This is a genomic window from Paenibacillus marchantiophytorum, assembly GCF_014640555.1.
GTDB classification, from domain to species: Bacteria; Bacillota; Bacilli; order Paenibacillales; family NBRC-103111; genus Paenibacillus_E; species Paenibacillus_E marchantiophytorum.
On the sequence record NZ_BMHE01000016.1, the window covers coordinates 108,436 to 128,046 of the forward strand.

Here is a 19,611-nt window from a genome sequence, read left to right on the forward strand (position 1 = left end):
GTTTTATACAGGATCATCTGGTTCCAGCTCCAGTTCTTTGCGTGTAAAACGGTACTCCCAGAGAAACTCCATATCATACTGTGTGGAGTCACGACTCACGAAGCGGGCAATGGCATAAATAACGCCTCCGATGACAGTCCCGAAAGCAGCAATCCATCCCAGTAAAGCAAAGACTTGATCGACCATGCACACTCACTCCCCTATGCGCTAAGAACCTATATGCTATGGATATGCCGGGGAATTATGAAACATGTGTGACAGTTGGGAATGCGCTAAAGGCAAGTAATTTGATGCGAAATAGGTTGTTCAGATAGTTCAATTATAGTTTTTCTCTCCGATTGACAGAGCCTTGAAAAGGGTGGTAAGATCACCTCTGTAAGCTTGAATATACAACTTTTGGAAGGAGGGTTACAGGATGATTGATATGGCTAGAGTGCGATTTATCCATCTAAGCAAGAAGCATGATAACTATATAATTTCATATGAAGTAACCCGCTTATCAGTCCGTACGCACGCCTAGTGTCGTATGTGCTGCCACCTCAACATAAACGCAGATTCCAAAGCGCAGGTTACGAGAAGTTCGTGACGTGCGCTTTTCTGGTTCTAGAAGGCATATCGCTGCGTGCGGTGTGCCTTTTTGCGTGGGAAAGTACGTATTCGTTTGCACTATTTGAGAGGAGTGACAAGATAGATGTTTACGGTATTGAAGAAATTAGCCTGGTTTTTCCGAATGAACTGGAAGCGATATACATTAGCCATCGGGCTATTGATCATCGTGGGAATCATTGATGTCATCCCGCCTAAGCTGATTGGCTATGCAATTGACGGGATTCACATGGGAACTTTGACAGGAAGCAAGTTGGTCCAATTGCTCGCCTTTTGGGGCGTGCTCATCATTGCGGGCTACGGTTTATCTTACGTCTGGCTGTATCAGTTGTTTGGCGGAGCCTTCGTCCTAGAACGCATACTCCGTTCGCGATTAATGAGACATTTGCTGCGTATGACGCCTACATTTTATGAGCGGAACCGTACTGGCGATCTGATGGCGAGAGCTACGAATGATCTACAGGCGGTGTCCACGACAGCGGGCTTCGGTATTTTGACTTTTGTAGATTCGACGTTGTTCATGCTGACGATTCTGGCTATGATGGGTTTCTTCATTAGCTGGAAGCTCACATTGGCCGCGATTCTCCCACTGCCGTTTATGGCAATCGCCATCACCGTCTATGGCGGGCGCATTCACGAGAGGTTCATCCGCGCACAAGATGCTTTTGGACAAATGAATGACCGTGTCCTGGAGACGATTGCTGGCGTACGGGTCATCCGTGCTTTTGTGCAAGAGAAGGCAAGTGAAAGAAGCTTCAAAACCATGACAGACGATGTTTTCCAAAAAAATATCGCAGTGGCTGTTATCGATGCCCTTTTTGAACCAACGGTCAAAATTCTCGTCGGCATTTCCTATTTAATCGGGCTTTGCTACGGCGGTTATATGGTCTTTCATAGCGAGTTGACACTTGGTGAACTGGTATCTTTCAATACGTTCCTGGGGATGCTCATCTGGCCGATGTTCGCCATTGGCGAGTTGATGAACATCATGCAGCGCGGGAATGCATCCCTCGATCGGGTGAATGAGACACTGGGCTATAAGCCCGATGTGAAAGAAGATCCGCAGGCGACGACACTGCTTTTGCCGAATACGATCAGCTTTCAAAACGTTACATTCCGTTACCCGACTTCATCCATCGATAATTTGGTGAATATTTCGTTCCAGTTGCAGCGCGGACAGACGCTTGGAATTGTAGGCCGTACCGGCAGTGGCAAAACCACACTGCTGAAGCAGTTGTTGAGAGAATATCCAACAGGTCAGGGAGCAATTACGTTGTCGGATACTCCGATTGAGAAGCTGACCATGGATACGGTTCACGGATGGATCGGTTACGTGCCGCAGGAGCCGATACTCTTTTCCAAAACGGTCCAAGAGAACATTATGTTCGGCAAGGGCAAAGGCGCGGAGGAAGGCACGAAGGAGAGCACGGAGGAACAGCTCCAACAAGCCTTAGAGCTTGCCGCTTTCCGCAAGGACGTGGAATTCCTGCCAGAAGGCTTGCAAACTTTGGTTGGCGAGCGAGGTGTGGCCTTGTCCGGCGGTCAGAAGCAGCGCGTTTCGATTGCCCGGGCGCTTTATGTAGATCCGGAAATCTTGATACTCGATGATGCTCTTTCGGCTGTAGATGCCAAAACAGAAGCGGAGATCATCCGCGGCATTCGCTCGGAACGAGCAGGCAAAACAACACTCATTACGACGCACCGCCTTTCTGCGGTTCAGCATGCCGATTGGATCCTCGTCCTCGACGAGGGGTATATTGTGGAAGAAGGCACCCATGAGGAGCTTCTTGTCCGCGGCGGATGGTACAAAGAGCAGTATGACAGGCAGCAATTAGAAGAAAAGACGCAGGTTTAGCGTGAAGATAGAAACACAGTGAAGAACAAGGAAAAGAAGGTGAAACCTCTCATGAAACAAACAGGTAAGCGATTATTCCAATACGCGGCGATTTTCAAAAAGCCCCTGCTCATCGCGCTGCTCTTCTTAGCGATCGCGGTGGCAACCGAGTTGGCGGGACCTTTTATCGCGCGGCAGATGATCGATACACATATTCTCGGCATTGAAAAACCGTGGTACCAGACGTTGTCGGCCACACAAACAAACAAAGCGGTTCCCTATGAGGGAACGTATTACCTGCGCGGGGATAATTTCCCGGAAGGGGAAACGAAGGGCAAGGAAGTTCGCATTTTGCAGGTCGGCAGCCAGTTCGTATGGGTTGATCAAGCGATTGCTTTTGATGGTGTGCGTAAGCTTGCAGACAGCAGTATGCTGACAATTACACAGGGCACGGAGAAGGCAGAGTATGCGGTGAAAAAGCTAGGTGCTGGGCAGCTGTACACGTTCTATAAGCCTGAATTTGTAAGCTTGATGAAGCTGGCAGGACTATATTTGGTGTTGATTTTCATAGGGGCCGCCTTCACTTATGGGCAGCGATACTTGCTGCAGTCCGCAGCCAATCGGATCATACAGCGGATGCGAAGCGATGTTTTCGCGCAAATTCAACGGCTGCCGATCAACTATTTCGATAATCAGCCAGCAGGTAAAATTGTCTCCCGAATTACGAATGATACGGAGTCCGTTAAAGATCTGTACATTCAAGTGTTGGCAAACTTTTTTACAGGAACGATCTATATCATTGGTATTATTGCGGCTTTATTCATTCTGGATTATCGCTTAGCGCTATTCACGCTGCCAGTCATTCCTTTGCTTTACGTATGGATTGTGGTTTATCGGAAGTATGCTTCCTATTTCAATCACGAAATTCGTGAACGAATTGGTTCCATCAATGGAATTATCAATGAATCCATCCAAGGGATGCCGATCATTCAAGCTTTTCGCCGCCAAAAGGAAACGATTGAAGAGTTCGAACAATTGAATGACGAATATACCTCGTATCAAAACAAATTGCTTAGTCTAAACTCATTCACCTCTCACAACCTGATGAACGTCGTGCGGAATCTCTTCTTTTTCGGACTCATCTGGTATGTAGGGGGAAGTACCTTGAATACGCTGATCACGGTCGGGGTTTTGTATGCTTTCGTCGACTATTTGAATCGGATGTTCCATCCCATGGTCGGGATTGTGAATCAATTGCCGAATCTGGAACGGGCGCTTGTATCGGCTGATCGTGTCTTTGAACTTCTGGATGAGCAAGGCATCGATGTCCTTGATGGAAAAGCGGACCGCTATCTGGGTAACGTGAAGTTCGAGCAGGTACGCTTTGCTTATAAAAAAGGTGAAGATGTGCTCAAGGACATCAGCTTTGAAGCGAAACAAGGTCAGACAGTTGCGCTAGTCGGGCATACCGGATCAGGCAAAAGCTCCATCTTGAATCTGCTCTTTCGCTTCTACGATGTGGACGAGGGCCGCATCACGGTGGACGGCCGCGACGTAAGGGAGATGCCCAAACAGATGCTGCGTCAGCATATGGGCATCGTGCTGCAGGATCCGTTCCTGTTCACAGGGACGATTGCCTCCAACGTTTCGTTGGATGATCCGTCGATTACCCGGGAACGGGTTGAAGCCGCGCTGCGCGAGGTTGGGGCAGCGGAGATGTTCAAGAGCCTGCCGCACGGCATCGATGAGCCTGTGATCGAGAAGGGCAGCACGCTGTCGGCCGGGCAGCGGCAGCTCATATCCTTCGCTCGGGCACTGGCGTTCGACCCGGCGATCCTGATCCTCGATGAGGCGACGGCCTCCATCGACACCGAAACCGAGGCCGTCATTCAGGCCGCGCTGGAAGTGCTGTCGAAGGGGCGGACCACCTTCATCATTGCCCACCGCTTGTCGACGATCAAAAGCGCCGACCAAATTCTCGTGCTCGACCATGGCGAAATCGTCGAACGAGGCAATCACGACGAGCTGATGCAGCAGTTCGGGCGTTACTATCAGATGTACCAGCTGCAGGCTGGACATCGGGAAACAGCAGCTGACATCGAGGGCCAAGTGCTTCCGAGTTCGTAGGACGAACCGCCGAAAAGGGCTAAAGACGATCGCATATGGCTATGCTACAATGGAAAAGAGACTTCACTTTTTCCTTGAAAGGGAGGAACGATGATGCGTTCTGATACCGTTCGATTGTTGAATTTGCTGCAGCTTTTATCGGAGATTGCCGTTGCTGTCGGCTACTTGATCGGCCTTATTCCATTTGCTTACTTGTGGTCGTATACGTGGGTAATTCCGTTGGTTTTCGTCAATCTGGTTTTTGCCTTCCTTACAAACAATGGCACGACAATAAAGACGATTATCAATATCGTAGTATCCTTTCTAAGCTTTATCCCGCTACTTGGGATTGTGTTCCGAGTCATTGGCATCGTGATTTCATTGATCAATGTTCGGGAGCTGTCCCGATATCGAGGCAGAGGTTAATCAGCTCTACGCTAAAATAGCAAAAAGAGGCGCCCCCTCTAGGTTTTCAACCTTTTGGGCGGGCCTCTTTTTGTGTTTGGCGCATGGCGCTTGACGCTTTGCGGATCTCCGCGCTGCTAGTAGGCAAGACCCACGCGGCACCCTGCGTACTCATCATCGCAGGCCACTCGATAGGTGAACGCCGCGGTATCGCCTACGGTGATCGACGTCCCCCCGTCCGGCAAAAAGTCCCGCTCAACGCGGTACTGACCTTGCGGCTCGCCGTCAGGCAGATAGGTTGGACATACGACTGTCCAACGCAAACCCGATTCGGCGAGCAGCTCCCACGCGCGGCGGTGCTCTTCCGCAGCCCGCGTAGAGGAGCGCCTGGTGTCCGGCGCCTCATAGCGCAGCAGGCCGGGATGCTCCCGGCTCTGCAGGATGCCGGCTGTGCCGACAGTCACGACTCGGCTCACGCCGTGTGTTTGCATCGCCCCGATAAGCAGGGGCGTATAGGCAGTCAAGACCGTGCTGCCATCGGTCCCGAGGCAGCTTATGACCACATCGACGCCGCCTACGGCGGCATCGATATCCGCTGCGCAGCAGGCGTCGCCGCGCAGCAACGTAAGCTGTTCACTGACAGCGGTGACTTTGTCAGGGCTGCGGACGAGCGCCGTGACGGCGTGGTTGTCCTCTAATGCTTGCTGCAGAATTCGTTGGCCGACTCGGCCTGTAGCCCCTAGTAACAGGATGCGCATGATCGTCCTCCTGATGCATTCGTATTTGTACCCAGTATACCAAACCTGGGTGAGGGATGCTTTCTTCGTTCCTGCCTGCTCTTTAACCGCCCCCACGTGGAGCAGCTGCGCTTCAGAGGGAACCTAGATCCTCTATGTTGGTAGAAATCGCGCAAAATGGGGCGTCTGCGGAACAGGGTTCCGCTATTTCGCCGATTTGCCCCTGAAATGGGCCTATTTCAGTCAGATGACGTCTCTACGATCCGCGAGCAAAGCCGAAATAGCTGTTTTGTCACAAATAACGTATCGTAGTTCCCCTCCACAGTCCGGTAAACGAAAAAACGTGGGGTGCTGCCGCAAAACTCAATGATCCCTTGACTCAAGCCCCCTTACGAACTCAATACCCTTTATTTGCCCAAAATAGGGCATTCAAAAATTCTAACGAACTCCCAATGTGTTATTTCAAGAAAATGCTCACCATTCCGCCTATAATTTGCTCGATAACGCCAATTGAGTTCATTAGATCTTAAAAGTAGCCAGTTTTTCGTGTATAAGCATCATACGGTTTATTAGAATGACAGATGGAGTGTGCAGGGGCTTGGGGTGGGGCCGTCGCGCGGAAAGTGGCTGTCGCAAGTTAATAAATTTTGAGGCTATCAACCTTACGAACTCAATACCCTTTATTTGCCCAAAATGGGACATCTCGAAAATCTAAGGAACTCCCAAAGTGTTATTTCAAGAAAATGCTCACCATTCCGCCTATAATTTGCTCGATAACGCCAATTGAGTTCATTAGATCTTAAAAGTAGCTAGTTTTTCGTATATAAGCATCATACAGTTCATTAGAATGACAGATGGAGTGTGCAGGGGCTTGAGGGTGGGGCTAGGGTCGGGTTGGGCCGGGGCCGGCGCCGGCGCGTGGAAAGTGGCTGTCGCAAGTCAATAAATTTTGAGGCTATCAACCTTACGAACTCAATACCCTTTATTTGCCCAAAATGGGGCATCTCGAAAATCTAACGAACTCCCAATGTGTTATTTCAAGAAAATGCTCACCATTCCGCCTATAATTTGCTCGATAACGCCAATTGAGTTCATTAGATCTTAAAAGTAGCTAGTTTTTCGTGTATAAGCATCATACGGTTCATTAGAATGACAGATGGAGTGTGCAGGGGCTTGAGGGTGGGGTTGGGGTCGGGTTGGGCCGGGGCCGTCGCGCGGAAAGTGGCTGTCGCAAGTCAATAAATTTTGAGGCTATCAACCTTACGAACTCAATACCCTTTATTTGCTCAAAATAGGGCATTCAAAAATTCTAATGAACTCCCGATGTGTTATTTCAAGAAAATGCTCACCATTCCGCCTATAATTTGCTCGATAACGCTAATTGAGTTCATTAGATCTTAAAAGTAGCCAGTTTTTCGTGTATAAGTATCATAAGGTTCATTAGAATGACAGATGGATGGTGCGGGGGCTTGGGGTGGCGCCGTCGCGTGGAAAGTGGCGGTCGCAAGTCAATAAATTTTGAGGCTATCAACCTTACGAACTCAATACCCTTTATTTGCCCAAAATAGGGCATCTCGAAAATCTAACGAACTCCCAATGTGTTATAAATGCTCACCATTCCGCCTATAATTTGCTCGATAACGCCAATTAAGTTCGTTAGATCTTAGAAGTAGCCAGTTTTTCCTATATAAGCATCATACGGTTCATTAGAATGACAGATTGATTGTGCAGGGGCTTGAGGGTGGGGCTGGGGTCGGGATGGGCCGTCGCGTGGAAAGTGGCTGTCGCAAGTTAATAAATTTTGAGGCTATCAACCTTACGAACTCAATACCCTTTATTTGCCCAAAATGGGGCATCTCGAAAATCTAACGAACTCCCAATGTGTTATTTCAAGAAAATGCTCACCATTCCGCCTATAATTTGCTCGATAACGCCAATTGAGTTCATTAGATCTTAAAAGTAGCTAGTTTTTCGTATATAAGCATCATACAGTTCATTAGAATGACAGATGGAGTGTGCAGGGGCTTGGGGTGGGGTCGTCTCGCGGAAAGCGGCTGTCGCAAGTCAATAAATTTTGAGGCTATCAACCTTACGAACTCAATAACCTTTATTTGCCCAAAATAGGGCATTCAAAAATTCTAACGAACTCCCAATGTGTTATTTCAAGAAAATGATCACCATTCCGCCTAAAATTTGCTCGATAACGCCAATTGAGTTCATTAGATCTTAAAAGTAGCCAGTTTTTCGTGTATAAGCATCATACGGTTCATTAGAATGACAGATGGATGGTGCGGGGGCTTGAGGGTGGGGCACGACGTCCGACGGTTCTTGACTTACGGCGGCTTCTCATTACCCTATAGAAGGATGTCCGTGGAGACCGATAAACGTTGCTCTGGCCGCGCTCTGGCCGCGCTCTGGCCGCGCTCTGGCCGCGCTCTGGCCACGCTCTGGCCGCGCTCTGGCCACGCTCTGGCCGCGCTCTGGCCGCGCTCTGGCCGCGCTCTGGCCGCGCTCTGGCCGCGCTCTGGCCGCGCTCTGGCCGCGCTCTGGCCACGCTCTGGCCGCGCTCTGGCCACGCTCTGGCCGCGCTCTGGCCACGCTCTGGCCGCGCTCTGGCCACGCTCTGGCCGCGCTCTGGCCATGCTCTGGCCGCGCTCTGGCCGCGCGCTCGCCCAAAAAGAGCTAAGCAATAAAAGCCGCTTAACTCCTTCTTTTATCCAGCTCACTGTTTGGCTACAAACGTAAAGGAAATAGCACGAGTGACAGAGGTAGATTTGAATCATTTTAGTAGAGAGATTCTTTGCTGGCCTAGCTACTTGAACCGAAAGGGCGAATCCAGCATAATAGGAGATACTTGCATGTTCTGATTACGGCATAGAAGGGAATTTCCCAGGTATGAGAATTAATAAGTTTATCAGTGAAACTGGTGTCTGCTCCAGACGGGAAGCGGACAAGTGGGTAGAGGCGAAGCGTGTGACGATCAACGGCGAGCTCGCAGGGCTCGGGAGTGTTGTGAATCCGGGCGATGAGGTTCGCATTGACGGTCGTGTGATTGGCGAGAAGAAGGAGCATGTGTACATAGCGCTCAACAAGCCTGTTGGGATCACGAGTACGACGGAAGCCCATATCAAAGGCAATATTGTTGATTTTGTGGGGCATTCTGAACGCATTTTTCCCATTGGCCGATTGGATAAAGACTCCGAAGGTCTCATCCTTCTGACCAATAACGGCGATATTGTGAATCAGATTCTACGGGCAGAAAATAATCACGACAAAGAGTATATTGTGACGGTAAACCGAGCTATTACACCGATGTTTTTAAAAGGGATGGGGAGCGGGGTCCGTATTCTCGGGACGATGACCAAGCCTTGTGAGATCAATCAGGTCGGCGACCGCGTATTCCGGATTATTTTGACGCAAGGGCTTAACCGGCAGATTCGCCGGATGTGTGAAGCTTTTGGCTACCGCGTGGTTCGCTTGCAGCGTGTTCGGATCATGCATATTGATCTGGGGAATTTGAAGGTGGGGAAATGGCGGGATTTAACGCAAGGTGAGATGCAGGATCTCATGCATACACTCGGTCAGGAAAACGCCAAAGCAAATCAATAAATGCGCGTGTCTGAACACTCTTGGAGTGCTCGGGCAGGTGCTTTTTTTATTTTAATAAAAAATGGCAGGTTTTGAGCAACCTTTTCCCAATAAGTTCCGTTAGTGAAAATGTAGATAACTTTTAGGGAAACGCGTGTAAACGCTAAGGAGGAAGATGACTTTGAAAATTGTCAAACAAGCAGGAACATTGGTCCTTGCTTCCACACTGCTGCTAACCGCTGCGCCGGGCGTATGGGCTAATGAAGCCGTGGAGAGCAAAGCGATTTCTTCATTGCCTGTGGCACCGGGGGGCGACAAGATGCTGGATGCCAAAATTACCAAAGAGCAAGCATTAGAGCGGGCTAAGTCATATATTGCGCTGCCGGATGGATTTACTTTACAGTCGATTAGTTTGAATGCGTATTACAGCATGAGCGGGCAAAATTTCCCCACGTGGAACATTTCATATGTGCGCAAAGTGAAGGATCAGACCTACGGGAATCTGAATGTGTCTATTCATGGTTTAGATGGCTCGCTGACGTCTTTTTCGATGAATGATAATGATCCCGCGCACAAAGTGAGCTATCCGCCTAAGGTGGATTTCAAAGCGGCCAAGGAAGTGGCTTCGGCGTTCATTGCCAAAGTGAACCCTGAGAAACAGAAGGAACTTGTTTACAATGATGCGGAGGAGAAAGCTTTTCGCACGCCATTGAATGGCAATTATGTCTACAATGTTCGTTATGACCGTTCTGTAGGCGGTGTGCCTTTTGGTATGAACGGAATTAATGTCAGTGTGAATGGGGATGGCGTGGTCACCAGTTATAATTATAATTGGTTGAATGACGTTACTTTCCAAACCAATGTAACCCCGATTGCTGCAGAGAAAGTTGCTCAATTGTTCCACGATAAGGCTGATCTTTCCTTGCAATATCAGATTCCTTATGGGGCCAAAGGCAAAAAACTGCCGATCATTTCTTATATGTTAGCTCCTTTTTCGCTGAATGCACAGACTGGGGAGATTTGGAGTCCAGTGAAAGCGATGGGCGGCACGCAAGGGACCAAGCCTTTAACTGACAAGCCTCTAGGGACAGCGCCTGCAGCTAATCTGGATTTGACGAAGGATGAAGCTGTGAAGAAGGCTGCTTCGGTGTTGAATCTGCCGGAGGATTTCATTCTGAGGGATGCTTCCTACAATGAGGGGACCAATCCTGAGACGGGTGAGACGAGTTCCAACTGGAATTTGAGTTGGACTGTGAAAGCGGAGAAAGATTTCGTGAGCAAAGTGGCAGGTAGAGGCGCTTGGGCGAATGTGAACAGCAAGACAGGGGAAATTACCAACTTCAATAGCTACATCCCTTATGATTCGGACAAAGATATCGAAGGTAAAATTGCCTACGAAACTGCCGTGACAACAGCGGTTGATTTCGTGAAAAAGCAGCTTCCCGCCTATACCGACCAATTGGTGCTTCGTGTGCAATCGGCCAAAGACTTTACGACGGAGCAGTTGAAGAAGCAGCGCAACTGGGACATCTACTTCAACCGTGTGATTGATGGAGTCGCTGCGAACAATGAAGATGTATCCGTTAGTATTGATCGGGTGACCGGACAAATTACGAATTATTACTTCTCCATCAGTTCAATGGCGTATCCTAAGCAAAAACCGGAAGTGCTGGCTATTGAGAAAGCCAAGGATCTATGGCTTGGTCAATTCGATATCAAACTTAATTATGTATTGGAAGATAACGGCTATGTAGGCGGAATTCCGATTGAGAAATACAGAGTTATGCTGGCTGCTGGCGAAGTTCCGCCATCTGCTTCTGTGAATGCAGCAGGTGAGAAGAAGACGGCCAAGCTCGTATATTCCCTTATTCCTAAATTTAACCGGGACGCGTACTTGCTTGATGCGCAAACCGGTGTATGGAGAAACAGCCAAACAGGTGAAACGATTTCGTTGGATAAAGTAACAGTGAGCGATATCGATAAACACTGGGCTAAGAATGAGCTGCAGCTTATGCTTGATTATCAAGCTCTGGACGTAAAGGACGGCAAGGTGAGCCCGGATCAACTGATTAAACGTGGCGAGCTGGTGAAAATGATGGTCATCGCGATGAATGGCGGTAGCGGCGGCATTTATTACGGAGCTGAGCGCAAGGCTTCCTTCGCTGATGTGAGCAATGCATCACCGTATTTCGCTTATGTCGAAAATGCCGTAGATCGCGGCTTATTGGAAGCGGGCGCTGAGTTTAACCCGGAAGCAACGCTGAGTCGGGAAGAAATGGCCCAGATGATCGTGAAGGGGCTTGGCTACAACAGCTTAACGAAGTTCGATGGTGTCTTCAATCAACAGATTGCGGATGCGGCTAAGCTTAAGCAAGTAGGTGTCGCTGCCATCGTGGTCGGCCTGGACATCATGTCCTTGACGGACGGAAAGTTCGCTCCGGAAAAAGAAGTGACGAAAGCTCAGGCAGCCAGTGCGTTCTTCCGCTTCTTGCAGAAGCGCGCTGAGCTTCAAGATCAGCCACGCAACTATTACTAAAAAAGAGGCTGTCTCAAGGTCAAGATGGCCTTGAGGCAGCCTTCTCCCTATTGCATACTATTAAGCCCCTAACGAACTCAATAACCTTTATTCGGTCAAAATAGGTCATTTGAAAAATCTAATGAATTCCTGATGCGTTATTCCATGTAAAAGGCCACCATTCCGCCCATAAAATGCTCGATAACGCCAATTCAGTTCATTAGATCGCCAAAGTAGCGATTTTCTCGACTATAAGCATCCTACAGTTCATTAGTGTGCCGGATTGTTTGTGCGAGGGCCCTGCGGTGCTCAGCACCAAACTGCAGCGGACGCCAAAAAAATGAGCTAAGCATGCGCAAGCTGCTTAGCTCATTTCTCCGCGTCTAGAACATCGGGAATACATAGTTCACTAAGAAGTATAGAACGCCGAAAATAATGACGATATAGGCGGCATATTTGATGAAGGTAGAGGCGACTAGGCTGGAATCTGATTTTTTCTCCACATGGCGTTCCTCGATATCAATATTCCGTGGTTGAGTTGACATTGGAATCACTCCTTTGAAGGTTTCTTGTTCATTAGTACCCCGCCCAAGTGAACGTGAAACATGGACTGCTGGATCTCTTGGATAAAGTTCTTACAGATGGTAGCAGATATGCTACAATATACTTTAAAACTTTATTTAATGAACTGGTGAGAAAGGGAGTAGAAGAGAATGGTTGTTTCCGGAAAAGTAGGTTTGGAAGATATTATTAGGGCCAATCATGTGCTCAGCAAGGTGATTGAACCATCGCCTTTGCAACGCAATGAGCTGCTCTCCAACTTGTATGAATGCAACGTTTATCTCAAACGTGAAGATATGCAGATGGTTCGCTCTTTCAAAATTCGCGGAGCGTACAACGTGATTCAAAGCTTAACAGCGGAGGAACGCGAGGCCGGGGTTGTGTGTGCGAGCGCAGGCAATCACGCGCAAGGCGTGGCGTATTCCTGTAAGCAGCTTGGCATCCAGGGCAAGATCTTCATGCCGACGACAACGCCAAGACAGAAGATTTCTCAGGTTAAGCTATTCGGCGGTTCCTTTGTTGAAGTCATTCTGACAGGGGATTCGTTCGACGATTCTTCCACACAAGCCAAGGCTTACTGCGAACAAGAGAATAAAGTGTTTATTCATCCGTTCGATGATGTGCGTACGATTGCCGGACAAGGCACGGTAGGCTTGGAGATTATGAATCAAATGTCCGATACGCCGGACTATATCTTCGCAACGATTGGCGGAGGCGGTCTTGTAGCGGGCGTAGCCACTTATGTGGACAGTGTGTCCCCGCGGACGCGAATTATCGGTGTAGAGCCGGAGGGTGCGGCTAGCATGACGGAATCGCTGCAGCAAGGGAAGGTCGTGACACTGTCCACGATAGAGAAATTTGTGGATGGCGCGGCAGTCAAGCAGGTCGGCCAATTAACGTTTGAGATTTGCAAAGACAAGCTCGAGGATATCGTGATTATCCCTTCCGGCAAGGAGTGTACGACCATTCTGGAGCTGTACAATAACAATGCGATTGTAATTGAGCCGGCGGGAGCGCTGCCTGTTGCAGCTCTGGATGCTTACAGGGATCAAATCCGCGGCAAGAATGTCGTCTGCATCATAAGCGGAGGCAATAATGATATTGATCGCATGCAGCAAATTAAGGAAAGATCATTGATCTACGAGGGCTTGAAGCACTACTTTATACTGAATTTCCCGCAGCGCGCAGGCGCCTTGCGTGAATTTCTGGAGGAAGTCCTAGGACCGACCGATGATATTACCCGTTTCGAATATACGAAGAAGAACAATCGGGATGATGCACCTGCCTTAGTCGGTATTGAGCTTAAAAATAAGGACGATTATGACGGTTTGATTGAACGTCTCTCCAGCAAAGATTACGGCTATATTGAGATAAATAAAGATCCTAAGTTATTTAACTTGCTGATCTAAGTAAAATTAGCCAAAGGCAAATGGGATATGATATAGTTATTTAGTCCCATTTATTACTTATACGGATGATAAAGGCAAACTTATCGAAAGGTAAGGACGCAAAGTTACAGGTCTAAGGTTGCAGATGCAGCGAGGATGGCTGAACTACCGACAGGTTGAAGTTTACCTAACAGGTACACCTACGGCTATTCCAATTTGGAATAGCCTTTTTTCATATGAGAACGGAGGAATCGCGTGAAAGTCTATCTGGATAAGTGGAAACAGCATGTGAGAGCAAAAGCAGTCGTGTATGTTGGCGTGCTCGGCTTCCTATTGTTGGCGGCCAACGTGCTTGTAACCGCATTTTTCTCCCCAGGGGCTTATGTTCTCCTTAGCGTGTTGATTCAATTTGTAACCGGCTTCATGATTGCTCTTTGCCTTCGTCATCTTCGCTTGAAGCGTCGCTCACAGGATGAGAAGAGTGAGCAATTGGCTTTTTTGGCTTACCATGATACGTTGACCGGACTGCCTAATCGTCGATTATTCGATGATCGATTGGAGCGGGCTCTTCTGCATGCGAAGCGCAATGAACAGCTGACTGCTGTTATGTTCCTGGATATGGACAGGTTCAAGGAAGTGAATGATTCGTTAGGCCATGCCTATGGCGATCGTCTCATTCGACTTGCCGCTGAGCGCCTGCTGGGCTGCTTGCGGGGATCGGATACGGTATTCCGGCAGGGGGGAGATGAATTCGCCATTCTCTTGGAATCCTTTGCGAAACCGGAGGATGTGAGGTTCGTGGCTGCCCGTATTCAATCAGCTCTGGAAGAGCCTTTCATCCTTGGAGGAAAGCCGGTTTCGATTACGGCCAGCATGGGGATTGCTTTATACCCCTTAGATGGAACTGTGGCGGAGCAGTTGCTCGAGCATGCGGATGAAGCGATGTACAAGGCCAAGAAGCGAGGAAGCAATCAATTCCAGTTCTACGCATCGGAGATTGATGCCATGGTGAAGAGCAAGGCTCATCTGGAGTCGGAGCTTAGGCAGGCTTTGGAGCATGAGCAATTCGAACTGCTTTATCAGCCGCAATATGCGATTACGAATCAACAATTAATTGGAATGGAAGCGAGTCTTCATTGGAGTAAGGCAGACAGTGGGGCTGCGACTTATGGAGGTTGTCCAAAGGCTGCTGAGGAAATGGGCTTCATGGTACCGATAGGCAAATGGGCTGTTCGCACAGCGTGTCAACAACTGCGCGTATGGCGGGAGCGCGGTTTCCCCTCCTTGCGGATGACAATCGCGATTACGGCCTCGCAGTTTAGAGATGACCAATTCATCGAAGAGATTGCTGTTGTTTTGAAAGAAACGGACATTGAACCTGATCTGATCGAGTTGGATTTGACCGAAAGTATTACTTCATCTAATGTGCAAGAAGCTAGTGAAAGGCTGATTCTACTGAAGAAAATCGGCGTGCGCATTGCTATGGATGATTTGTGCACAGGTCTGTTCACGAGGAGCGGACTGGAGGGAATGCCGCTGGATAGCGTGAAACTCGACAGCGCGTTGGTGCGGGATTTGGTCGATGACGATGAGAATCAATTGTTGGCAGCAGCTATTATTCGCATGGCTCACCGTTTGGGACTTAATTTGATTGCCAAAGGTGTAGAAACCAAGGAACAACTGGAATACCTGAGGTTCTTGCAATGTACGGAGGTTCAAGGAGAGCTGTTCAGCAATCCGCTGAATCCCGACCAATTTCTGAGCCTTTTGACCGATAAATTTAAAATGGGCTGATCTAGATTTTATTGACCGGCGGTAGTATAATAAATAATTGGGGCTTGGAGCCTAAGTTGTGGCTGGCTACAAAAAAGGACATGTCAACTTGTTTGACATCACGAATTATGCGTATTCAAGGGTGATCTGCTTTCCAGTCTGCTTTCAACATGATACACTCGAATATAGCCAGTCTTACATAATTTAACTAGTTCTGGTCAACCTAACCTATGGGGTCCAAGGTAGAAATTAAAAATTTATTTTTTGGGGGTAACATTGATGAAAAAAGTACTTTCCACAGCGCTTATGGCCGTAACTGTCTCTGCGTTGGCTCTATCTGGTTGTGCCAAAAAAGAAGAAACGAAACCCGCAGGATCCGCAACTCCGGCTGCTAGTGCAGCAGCATCCGCAGCACCAAGCAACAACAGCGGTAAAGATTTCAAAATCGGAATGGTTACAGATATTGGCGGCGTCAACGATAAATCATTTAACCAAAGCGCATGGGAAGGTTTGCAGCAGTTGAAAAAGCAAACCAGCGCTAACGTAAAGAACTTGGAAAGTAAAAGCGATGCTGATTACACGCCTAACTTAAACCAATTCGTGAAAGACGGCTACAACCTGACTTGGGGGATTGGCTTCTTGATGGGCGATGCACTTAAAGTCGTAGCTACTCAAAACCCGAACGCGAAATTAGCGATCATCGATAATGTGGTAGAAGCTCCTAACGTAGAATCCGTTACTTTCTCTGAGCAAGAGGGATCTTACTTGGTAGGTGTGGTTGCAGGTCTTACAACAAAAACGAACAAAATCGGTTTCGTTGGCGGCGTGGACATCCCGGTTATCAAACGTTTTGAAGCTGGTTTCGTTGCTGGCGTTAAAGCTGTTAACCCGAAAGCAACAGTGAAAATCAACTACACAGGCGCTTTCGATAAGCCTGACCTTGGTAAAGCAGCAGCGGCAACGATCTACAACGACGGCGCTGATATCATTTTCCACGCGTCTGGTTCAACAGGTAACGGTGTATTCAACGAAGCCAAAGACCGTTCTAAAAACGGTAAAAAAGTATGGGTTATCGGCGTAGATAAAGACCAATCCCTTGAATTCGGTGACGAAGTGACATTGACTTCGATGTTGAAACGTGTAGATAACGCGGTAACTCGTGTGTCCAAAGACGTAATCGACAACAAATTCCAAGGCGGTAAAGTCGTTGTATTGGGTCTGAAAGATGATGGCGTAGGCCTTCCTGAAACATCCAAGAAAAACGTTTCTGCTGATATCTTGAAAAAAGTAGACGAGTACAAAGCGAAAATCATCAGTGGCGAAATCAAAGTTCCTGAGAAACCTTAATAGCTAGCTGCACAGATATTCATAGCGTCGTGGTAACGAACGATAGATGTACTTTTGTTCAAACAAGGCTGGTTATCTTAACTAGCCTTGTTCTTTAGTTTTAAGGAAATACAAAATTGATCCTTAGGGTGATCTCATGAGTGAAGTAGTGCCTGTCGTTGAATTAAGCAACATTACGAAGCGATTTCCGGGTATTGTGGCGAATGACGCCATTAGCTTAAAACTCCAAAAAGGTGAGATTCATGCTCTCCTTGGCGAGAACGGCGCGGGGAAGTCCACGCTGATGAATATATTGTTCGGTCTGTATCAGCCGGACGAAGGCTTTATTAAAGTGCAAGGCCAAGAAGTGTTTATTGACAGTCCGAATCGGGCGATCGAGCTTGGAATCGGTATGGTGCATCAGCATTTCAAGCTGGTACAGCCTTTTACGGTAACAGAAAACATTATTTTGGGCATGGAGCCTAAAAAAGGGTCGAATATTGACTATAAGACTGCGCAAGATAAAGTTCGCAAGTTATCTGAGCAATATGGATTGCGTGTTGATCCTAAAGCGAGAATTGAAGATATTTCTGTCGGTATGCAGCAGCGCGTCGAAATATTGAAAACGCTGTATCGCGGTGCCGATATTCTCATTTTCGATGAACCAACAGCTGTACTAACGCCGCAAGAAATCAGTGAATTGATGGTTATCATGCGCAATCTGGTCACAGAGGGCAAGTCCATCATTCTCATTACACATAAGCTCAAAGAAATTATGGAGATTGCGGATACCGTGACGATTATTCGTCGGGGCAAGGTGATTGACTCCTTGGTGTGCGCAAATGCCAATCCGCAAATTCTCGCTGAGAAGATGGTCGGGCGCGATGTTACCTTCAAGGTGAATAAAGCGGATGTGAAGCTTGGACAACCTGTGCTTCAAGTGCAGGATTTAGTTTCACGCAATCAGCAGGGGCTGCCTGCTCTCAAGGGGATTAATTTCGAGGTGAAAGCCGGAGAGATTCTCGGTATTGCTGGCGTCGACGGCAACGGTCAAAGCGAATTGATTGAAGCACTCACAGGTCTGCGGGCTGTCGATAGCGGACATGTTCTGCTGCTTGGCAGCGATATCACCAACCATACGCCAAGACAAATTTCTGAAGCTGGTTTATCGCATATTCCGGAGGATCGTCATAAGCATGGACTCGTTCTTGATTTTAGCATGAGCGAAAATATGGTCTTGGAAACGTATTTCCACCCAGCCTATAATAAGGCGGGCTTCCTGAATTATGAGGCGATTGATCGCCATGCGGAAGCGTTGATTAAGCAATTCGACGTCAGAACGCCGAGTATTTATAATAAAGCGCGCTCCTTGTCGGGAGGCAACCAACAGAAGGCGATTATTGCTCGGGAAATACACAAGAATCCCAATCTGCTGATTGCCGCTCAGCCGACGCGGGGCTTGGATGTGGGGGCGATTGAGTTCGTGCATCAGCAGTTGATCGAGCAGCGGAATAAAGGCAAAGCCGTGCTGCTGATCTCTTTTGAGCTGGATGAAATTATGAATGTCTCCGACCGGATTGCCGTTATCTACGAAGGACAAATTGTGGGAGAAGTGCTGCCGCAAGAGACGAACGACCAAGAAATCGGGTTGCTCATGGCTGGCAGCAAGCGCACAGAGAAAGGGGCTGCTCATGAATAAAGTTGCTCGCATTTTGACAAGTGAATCAGCGGTGAATCCAATCGTGGCGATTATACTGGGGCTAATATTCGGAGCACTCGTAATGCTGGTAGGCGGCTATAATCCGATTGCTGCGTACAGCGCGTTATTTTCACGAATCTTCGGTAATTCGTATGATATTGGCGAATCGATTCGCGCGATTACACCCTTGATTTTAACTGGGTTATCCGTGGCATTTGCCTTCCGGACAGGCTTATTTAATATTGGTGCAGAAGGCCAATTCATCATGGGGATGACAGGGGCTACCTTTATCGGCGTGAAAATACATGGGCTTCCGTGGATTATCCACGCGCCATTAGCGGTAATCGTCGGTGCTTTAGTCGGCGGACTGTGGGGAGCCATCGCGGGCTATTTGAAGGCCAAACGCGGCGTTAATGAAGTAATTACAACGATCATGTTGAACTGGATTGCGTTGTTTCTATCCAATTACATTATCAACCAGTTTCTGTTGGAGCCAAAGCAGCAGCGCTCTTATATGATTCAAGATTCCGCGTCGCTAAGTCTTGTCGGGTTGTCGGATCTTATGAATCATGCGAGAATGCACTGGGGGACTGTGATTGCGATACTCGCAGCCGTAGCATTCTATATTATCCTCTGGAAGACGAAGCAAGGTTATGAGCTTCGAGCTGTTGGCCATAATATGGATGCGGCGAAGTATGCGGGCATGAACGTGAAACGCAACATTATTAAAGCGATGTTTATTTCCGGTATTTTTGCCGGTTTAGGCGGCGTATTCGAGGTTCTCGGCGTGTTCCACTATCAAGTCATTGCAGCCGGCTCGCCGGGGTATGGCTTTGATGGTATTGCGGTATCCTTATTAGGGGCCAACAATCCGATTGGGATTGTTCTAGGAGCAGCCTTATTCGGCGGATTGTCCTATGGCTCGGCGGGGATGAGCTTTGGTGCCGATGTGCCGCCGGAAATTATCCGGATCGTCATCGGTTCGGTCATTTTCTTCGTAGCCACACAAGGGATTGTGAAATGGGTACTGATTCCGTTCTATAGCAAACGCAAGAAAGAGAGGGCTTCGTAAT

Annotated in this window: 13 protein-coding genes and 1 riboswitch; of the genes, 10 read left to right on the top strand and 3 right to left on the bottom strand. The window is 48.2% G+C overall.

Annotation, left to right across the window (positions count from 1 at the left end; all coding sequences use genetic code 11):
- Positions 1-3 precede the first annotated feature (3 nt).
- Complete coding sequence (locus tag IEY34_RS16910) at positions 4-186, bottom strand: hypothetical protein (RefSeq protein WP_189013241.1); 183 nt, start codon at positions 184-186, stop codon at positions 4-6.
- 505 nt (positions 187-691) lie between these two features.
- Between IEY34_RS16910 and IEY34_RS16915 the strand changes: the two genes are divergently transcribed.
- From IEY34_RS16915 to IEY34_RS16925, 3 genes are all read left to right on the top strand, one after another.
- Positions 692-2,461: an ABC transporter ATP-binding protein gene (locus tag IEY34_RS16915; RefSeq protein ID WP_189013249.1), complete on the top strand. Its 1,770-nt coding sequence runs from the start codon at positions 692-694 to the stop codon at positions 2,459-2,461.
- A 51-nt stretch (positions 2,462-2,512) separates the two neighbouring features.
- On the top strand, positions 2,513-4,567 hold the full coding sequence (locus tag IEY34_RS16920; RefSeq protein WP_189013251.1) for an ABC transporter ATP-binding protein: 2,055 nt from the start codon (positions 2,513-2,515) through the stop codon (positions 4,565-4,567).
- 90 nt (positions 4,568-4,657) lie between these two features.
- Entirely contained in the window at positions 4,658-4,972 is a 315-nt protein-coding gene (locus IEY34_RS16925; RefSeq protein ID WP_229757692.1) for a hypothetical protein, read from the top strand.
- A 116-nt stretch (positions 4,973-5,088) separates the two neighbouring features.
- Here IEY34_RS16925 and IEY34_RS16930 read toward each other — a convergent pair whose 3' ends face one another.
- Complete coding sequence (locus tag IEY34_RS16930; RefSeq protein ID WP_189013253.1) at positions 5,089-5,709, bottom strand: NAD(P)-dependent oxidoreductase; 621 nt, start codon at positions 5,707-5,709, stop codon at positions 5,089-5,091.
- 2,874 nt (positions 5,710-8,583) lie between these two features.
- On the opposite strand from IEY34_RS16930, the gene rluF reads away from it, so the two are divergent.
- Together rluF and IEY34_RS16940 are read left to right on the top strand one after the other, a co-directional pair.
- On the top strand, positions 8,584-9,297 hold the full coding sequence (gene rluF, locus IEY34_RS16935) for a 23S rRNA pseudouridine(2604) synthase RluF (protein ID WP_189013255.1): 714 nt from the start codon (positions 8,584-8,586) through the stop codon (positions 9,295-9,297).
- 160 nt (positions 9,298-9,457) lie between these two features.
- The gene (locus tag IEY34_RS16940; RefSeq protein WP_189013257.1) at positions 9,458-11,812 is read left to right on the top strand and encodes an S-layer homology domain-containing protein; all 2,355 of its coding nucleotides are present in this window, start codon (positions 9,458-9,460) and stop codon (positions 11,810-11,812) included.
- A 362-nt stretch (positions 11,813-12,174) separates the two neighbouring features.
- Here the strand turns inward: IEY34_RS16940 and IEY34_RS16945 are convergent, their stop codons facing one another.
- Positions 12,175-12,336, bottom strand: a complete 162-nt coding sequence (locus tag IEY34_RS16945; protein WP_189013259.1) for a hypothetical protein — start codon at positions 12,334-12,336, stop codon at positions 12,175-12,177.
- Positions 12,337-12,504: 168 nt separating this feature from the next.
- Here IEY34_RS16945 and ilvA point away from each other — a divergent pair, with 168 nt between their 5' ends.
- From ilvA to IEY34_RS16970, 5 genes are all read left to right on the top strand, one after another.
- On the top strand, positions 12,505-13,761 hold the full coding sequence (gene ilvA / locus IEY34_RS16950) for a threonine ammonia-lyase IlvA (RefSeq protein WP_189013261.1): 1,257 nt from the start codon (positions 12,505-12,507) through the stop codon (positions 13,759-13,761).
- Positions 13,762-13,824: 63 nt separating this feature from the next.
- Positions 13,825-13,913, top strand: a riboswitch (cyclic di-GMP riboswitch).
- An 82-nt stretch (positions 13,914-13,995) separates the two neighbouring features.
- The gene (locus IEY34_RS16955) at positions 13,996-15,534 is read left to right on the top strand and encodes a putative bifunctional diguanylate cyclase/phosphodiesterase (RefSeq protein WP_189013263.1); all 1,539 of its coding nucleotides are present in this window, start codon (positions 13,996-13,998) and stop codon (positions 15,532-15,534) included.
- A gap of 258 nt (positions 15,535-15,792) precedes the next feature.
- Positions 15,793-16,860: a BMP family lipoprotein gene (locus IEY34_RS16960; RefSeq protein ID WP_189013265.1), complete on the top strand. Its 1,068-nt coding sequence runs from the start codon at positions 15,793-15,795 to the stop codon at positions 16,858-16,860.
- 136 nt (positions 16,861-16,996) lie between these two features.
- The gene (locus IEY34_RS16965) at positions 16,997-18,538 is read left to right on the top strand and encodes an ABC transporter ATP-binding protein (RefSeq protein ID WP_189013266.1); all 1,542 of its coding nucleotides are present in this window, start codon (positions 16,997-16,999) and stop codon (positions 18,536-18,538) included.
- Positions 18,531-19,610: an ABC transporter permease gene (locus tag IEY34_RS16970; RefSeq protein WP_189013268.1), complete on the top strand. Its 1,080-nt coding sequence runs from the start codon at positions 18,531-18,533 to the stop codon at positions 19,608-19,610. The genes IEY34_RS16965 and IEY34_RS16970 overlap by 8 nt, the downstream gene beginning before the upstream one ends.
- Position 19,611: the final 1 nt, after the last annotated feature.

Excerpts from the sequence above, each read along its gene's own strand:
- IEY34_RS16910 (WP_189013241.1), bottom strand. The coding sequence starts at position 186 with ATGGTCGATCAAGTCTTTGCTTTACTGGGATGGATTGCTGCTTTCGGG.
- IEY34_RS16915 (WP_189013249.1), top strand. The coding sequence starts at position 692 with ATGTTTACGGTATTGAAGAAATTAGCCTGGTTTTTCCGAATGAACTGG.
- IEY34_RS16920 (WP_189013251.1), top strand. The coding sequence starts at position 2,513 with ATGAAACAAACAGGTAAGCGATTATTCCAATACGCGGCGATTTTCAAA.
- IEY34_RS16925 (WP_229757692.1), top strand. The coding sequence starts at position 4,658 with ATGATGCGTTCTGATACCGTTCGATTGTTGAATTTGCTGCAGCTTTTA.
- IEY34_RS16930 (WP_189013253.1), bottom strand. The coding sequence starts at position 5,709 with ATGCGCATCCTGTTACTAGGGGCTACAGGCCGAGTCGGCCAACGAATT.
- rluF (WP_189013255.1), top strand. The coding sequence starts at position 8,584 with ATGAGAATTAATAAGTTTATCAGTGAAACTGGTGTCTGCTCCAGACGG.
- IEY34_RS16945 (WP_189013259.1), bottom strand. The coding sequence starts at position 12,336 with ATGTCAACTCAACCACGGAATATTGATATCGAGGAACGCCATGTGGAG.
- ilvA (WP_189013261.1), top strand. The coding sequence starts at position 12,505 with ATGGTTGTTTCCGGAAAAGTAGGTTTGGAAGATATTATTAGGGCCAAT.
- IEY34_RS16960 (WP_189013265.1), top strand. The coding sequence starts at position 15,793 with ATGAAAAAAGTACTTTCCACAGCGCTTATGGCCGTAACTGTCTCTGCG.
- IEY34_RS16965 (WP_189013266.1), top strand. The coding sequence starts at position 16,997 with ATGAGTGAAGTAGTGCCTGTCGTTGAATTAAGCAACATTACGAAGCGA.
- IEY34_RS16970 (WP_189013268.1), top strand. The coding sequence starts at position 18,531 with ATGAATAAAGTTGCTCGCATTTTGACAAGTGAATCAGCGGTGAATCCA.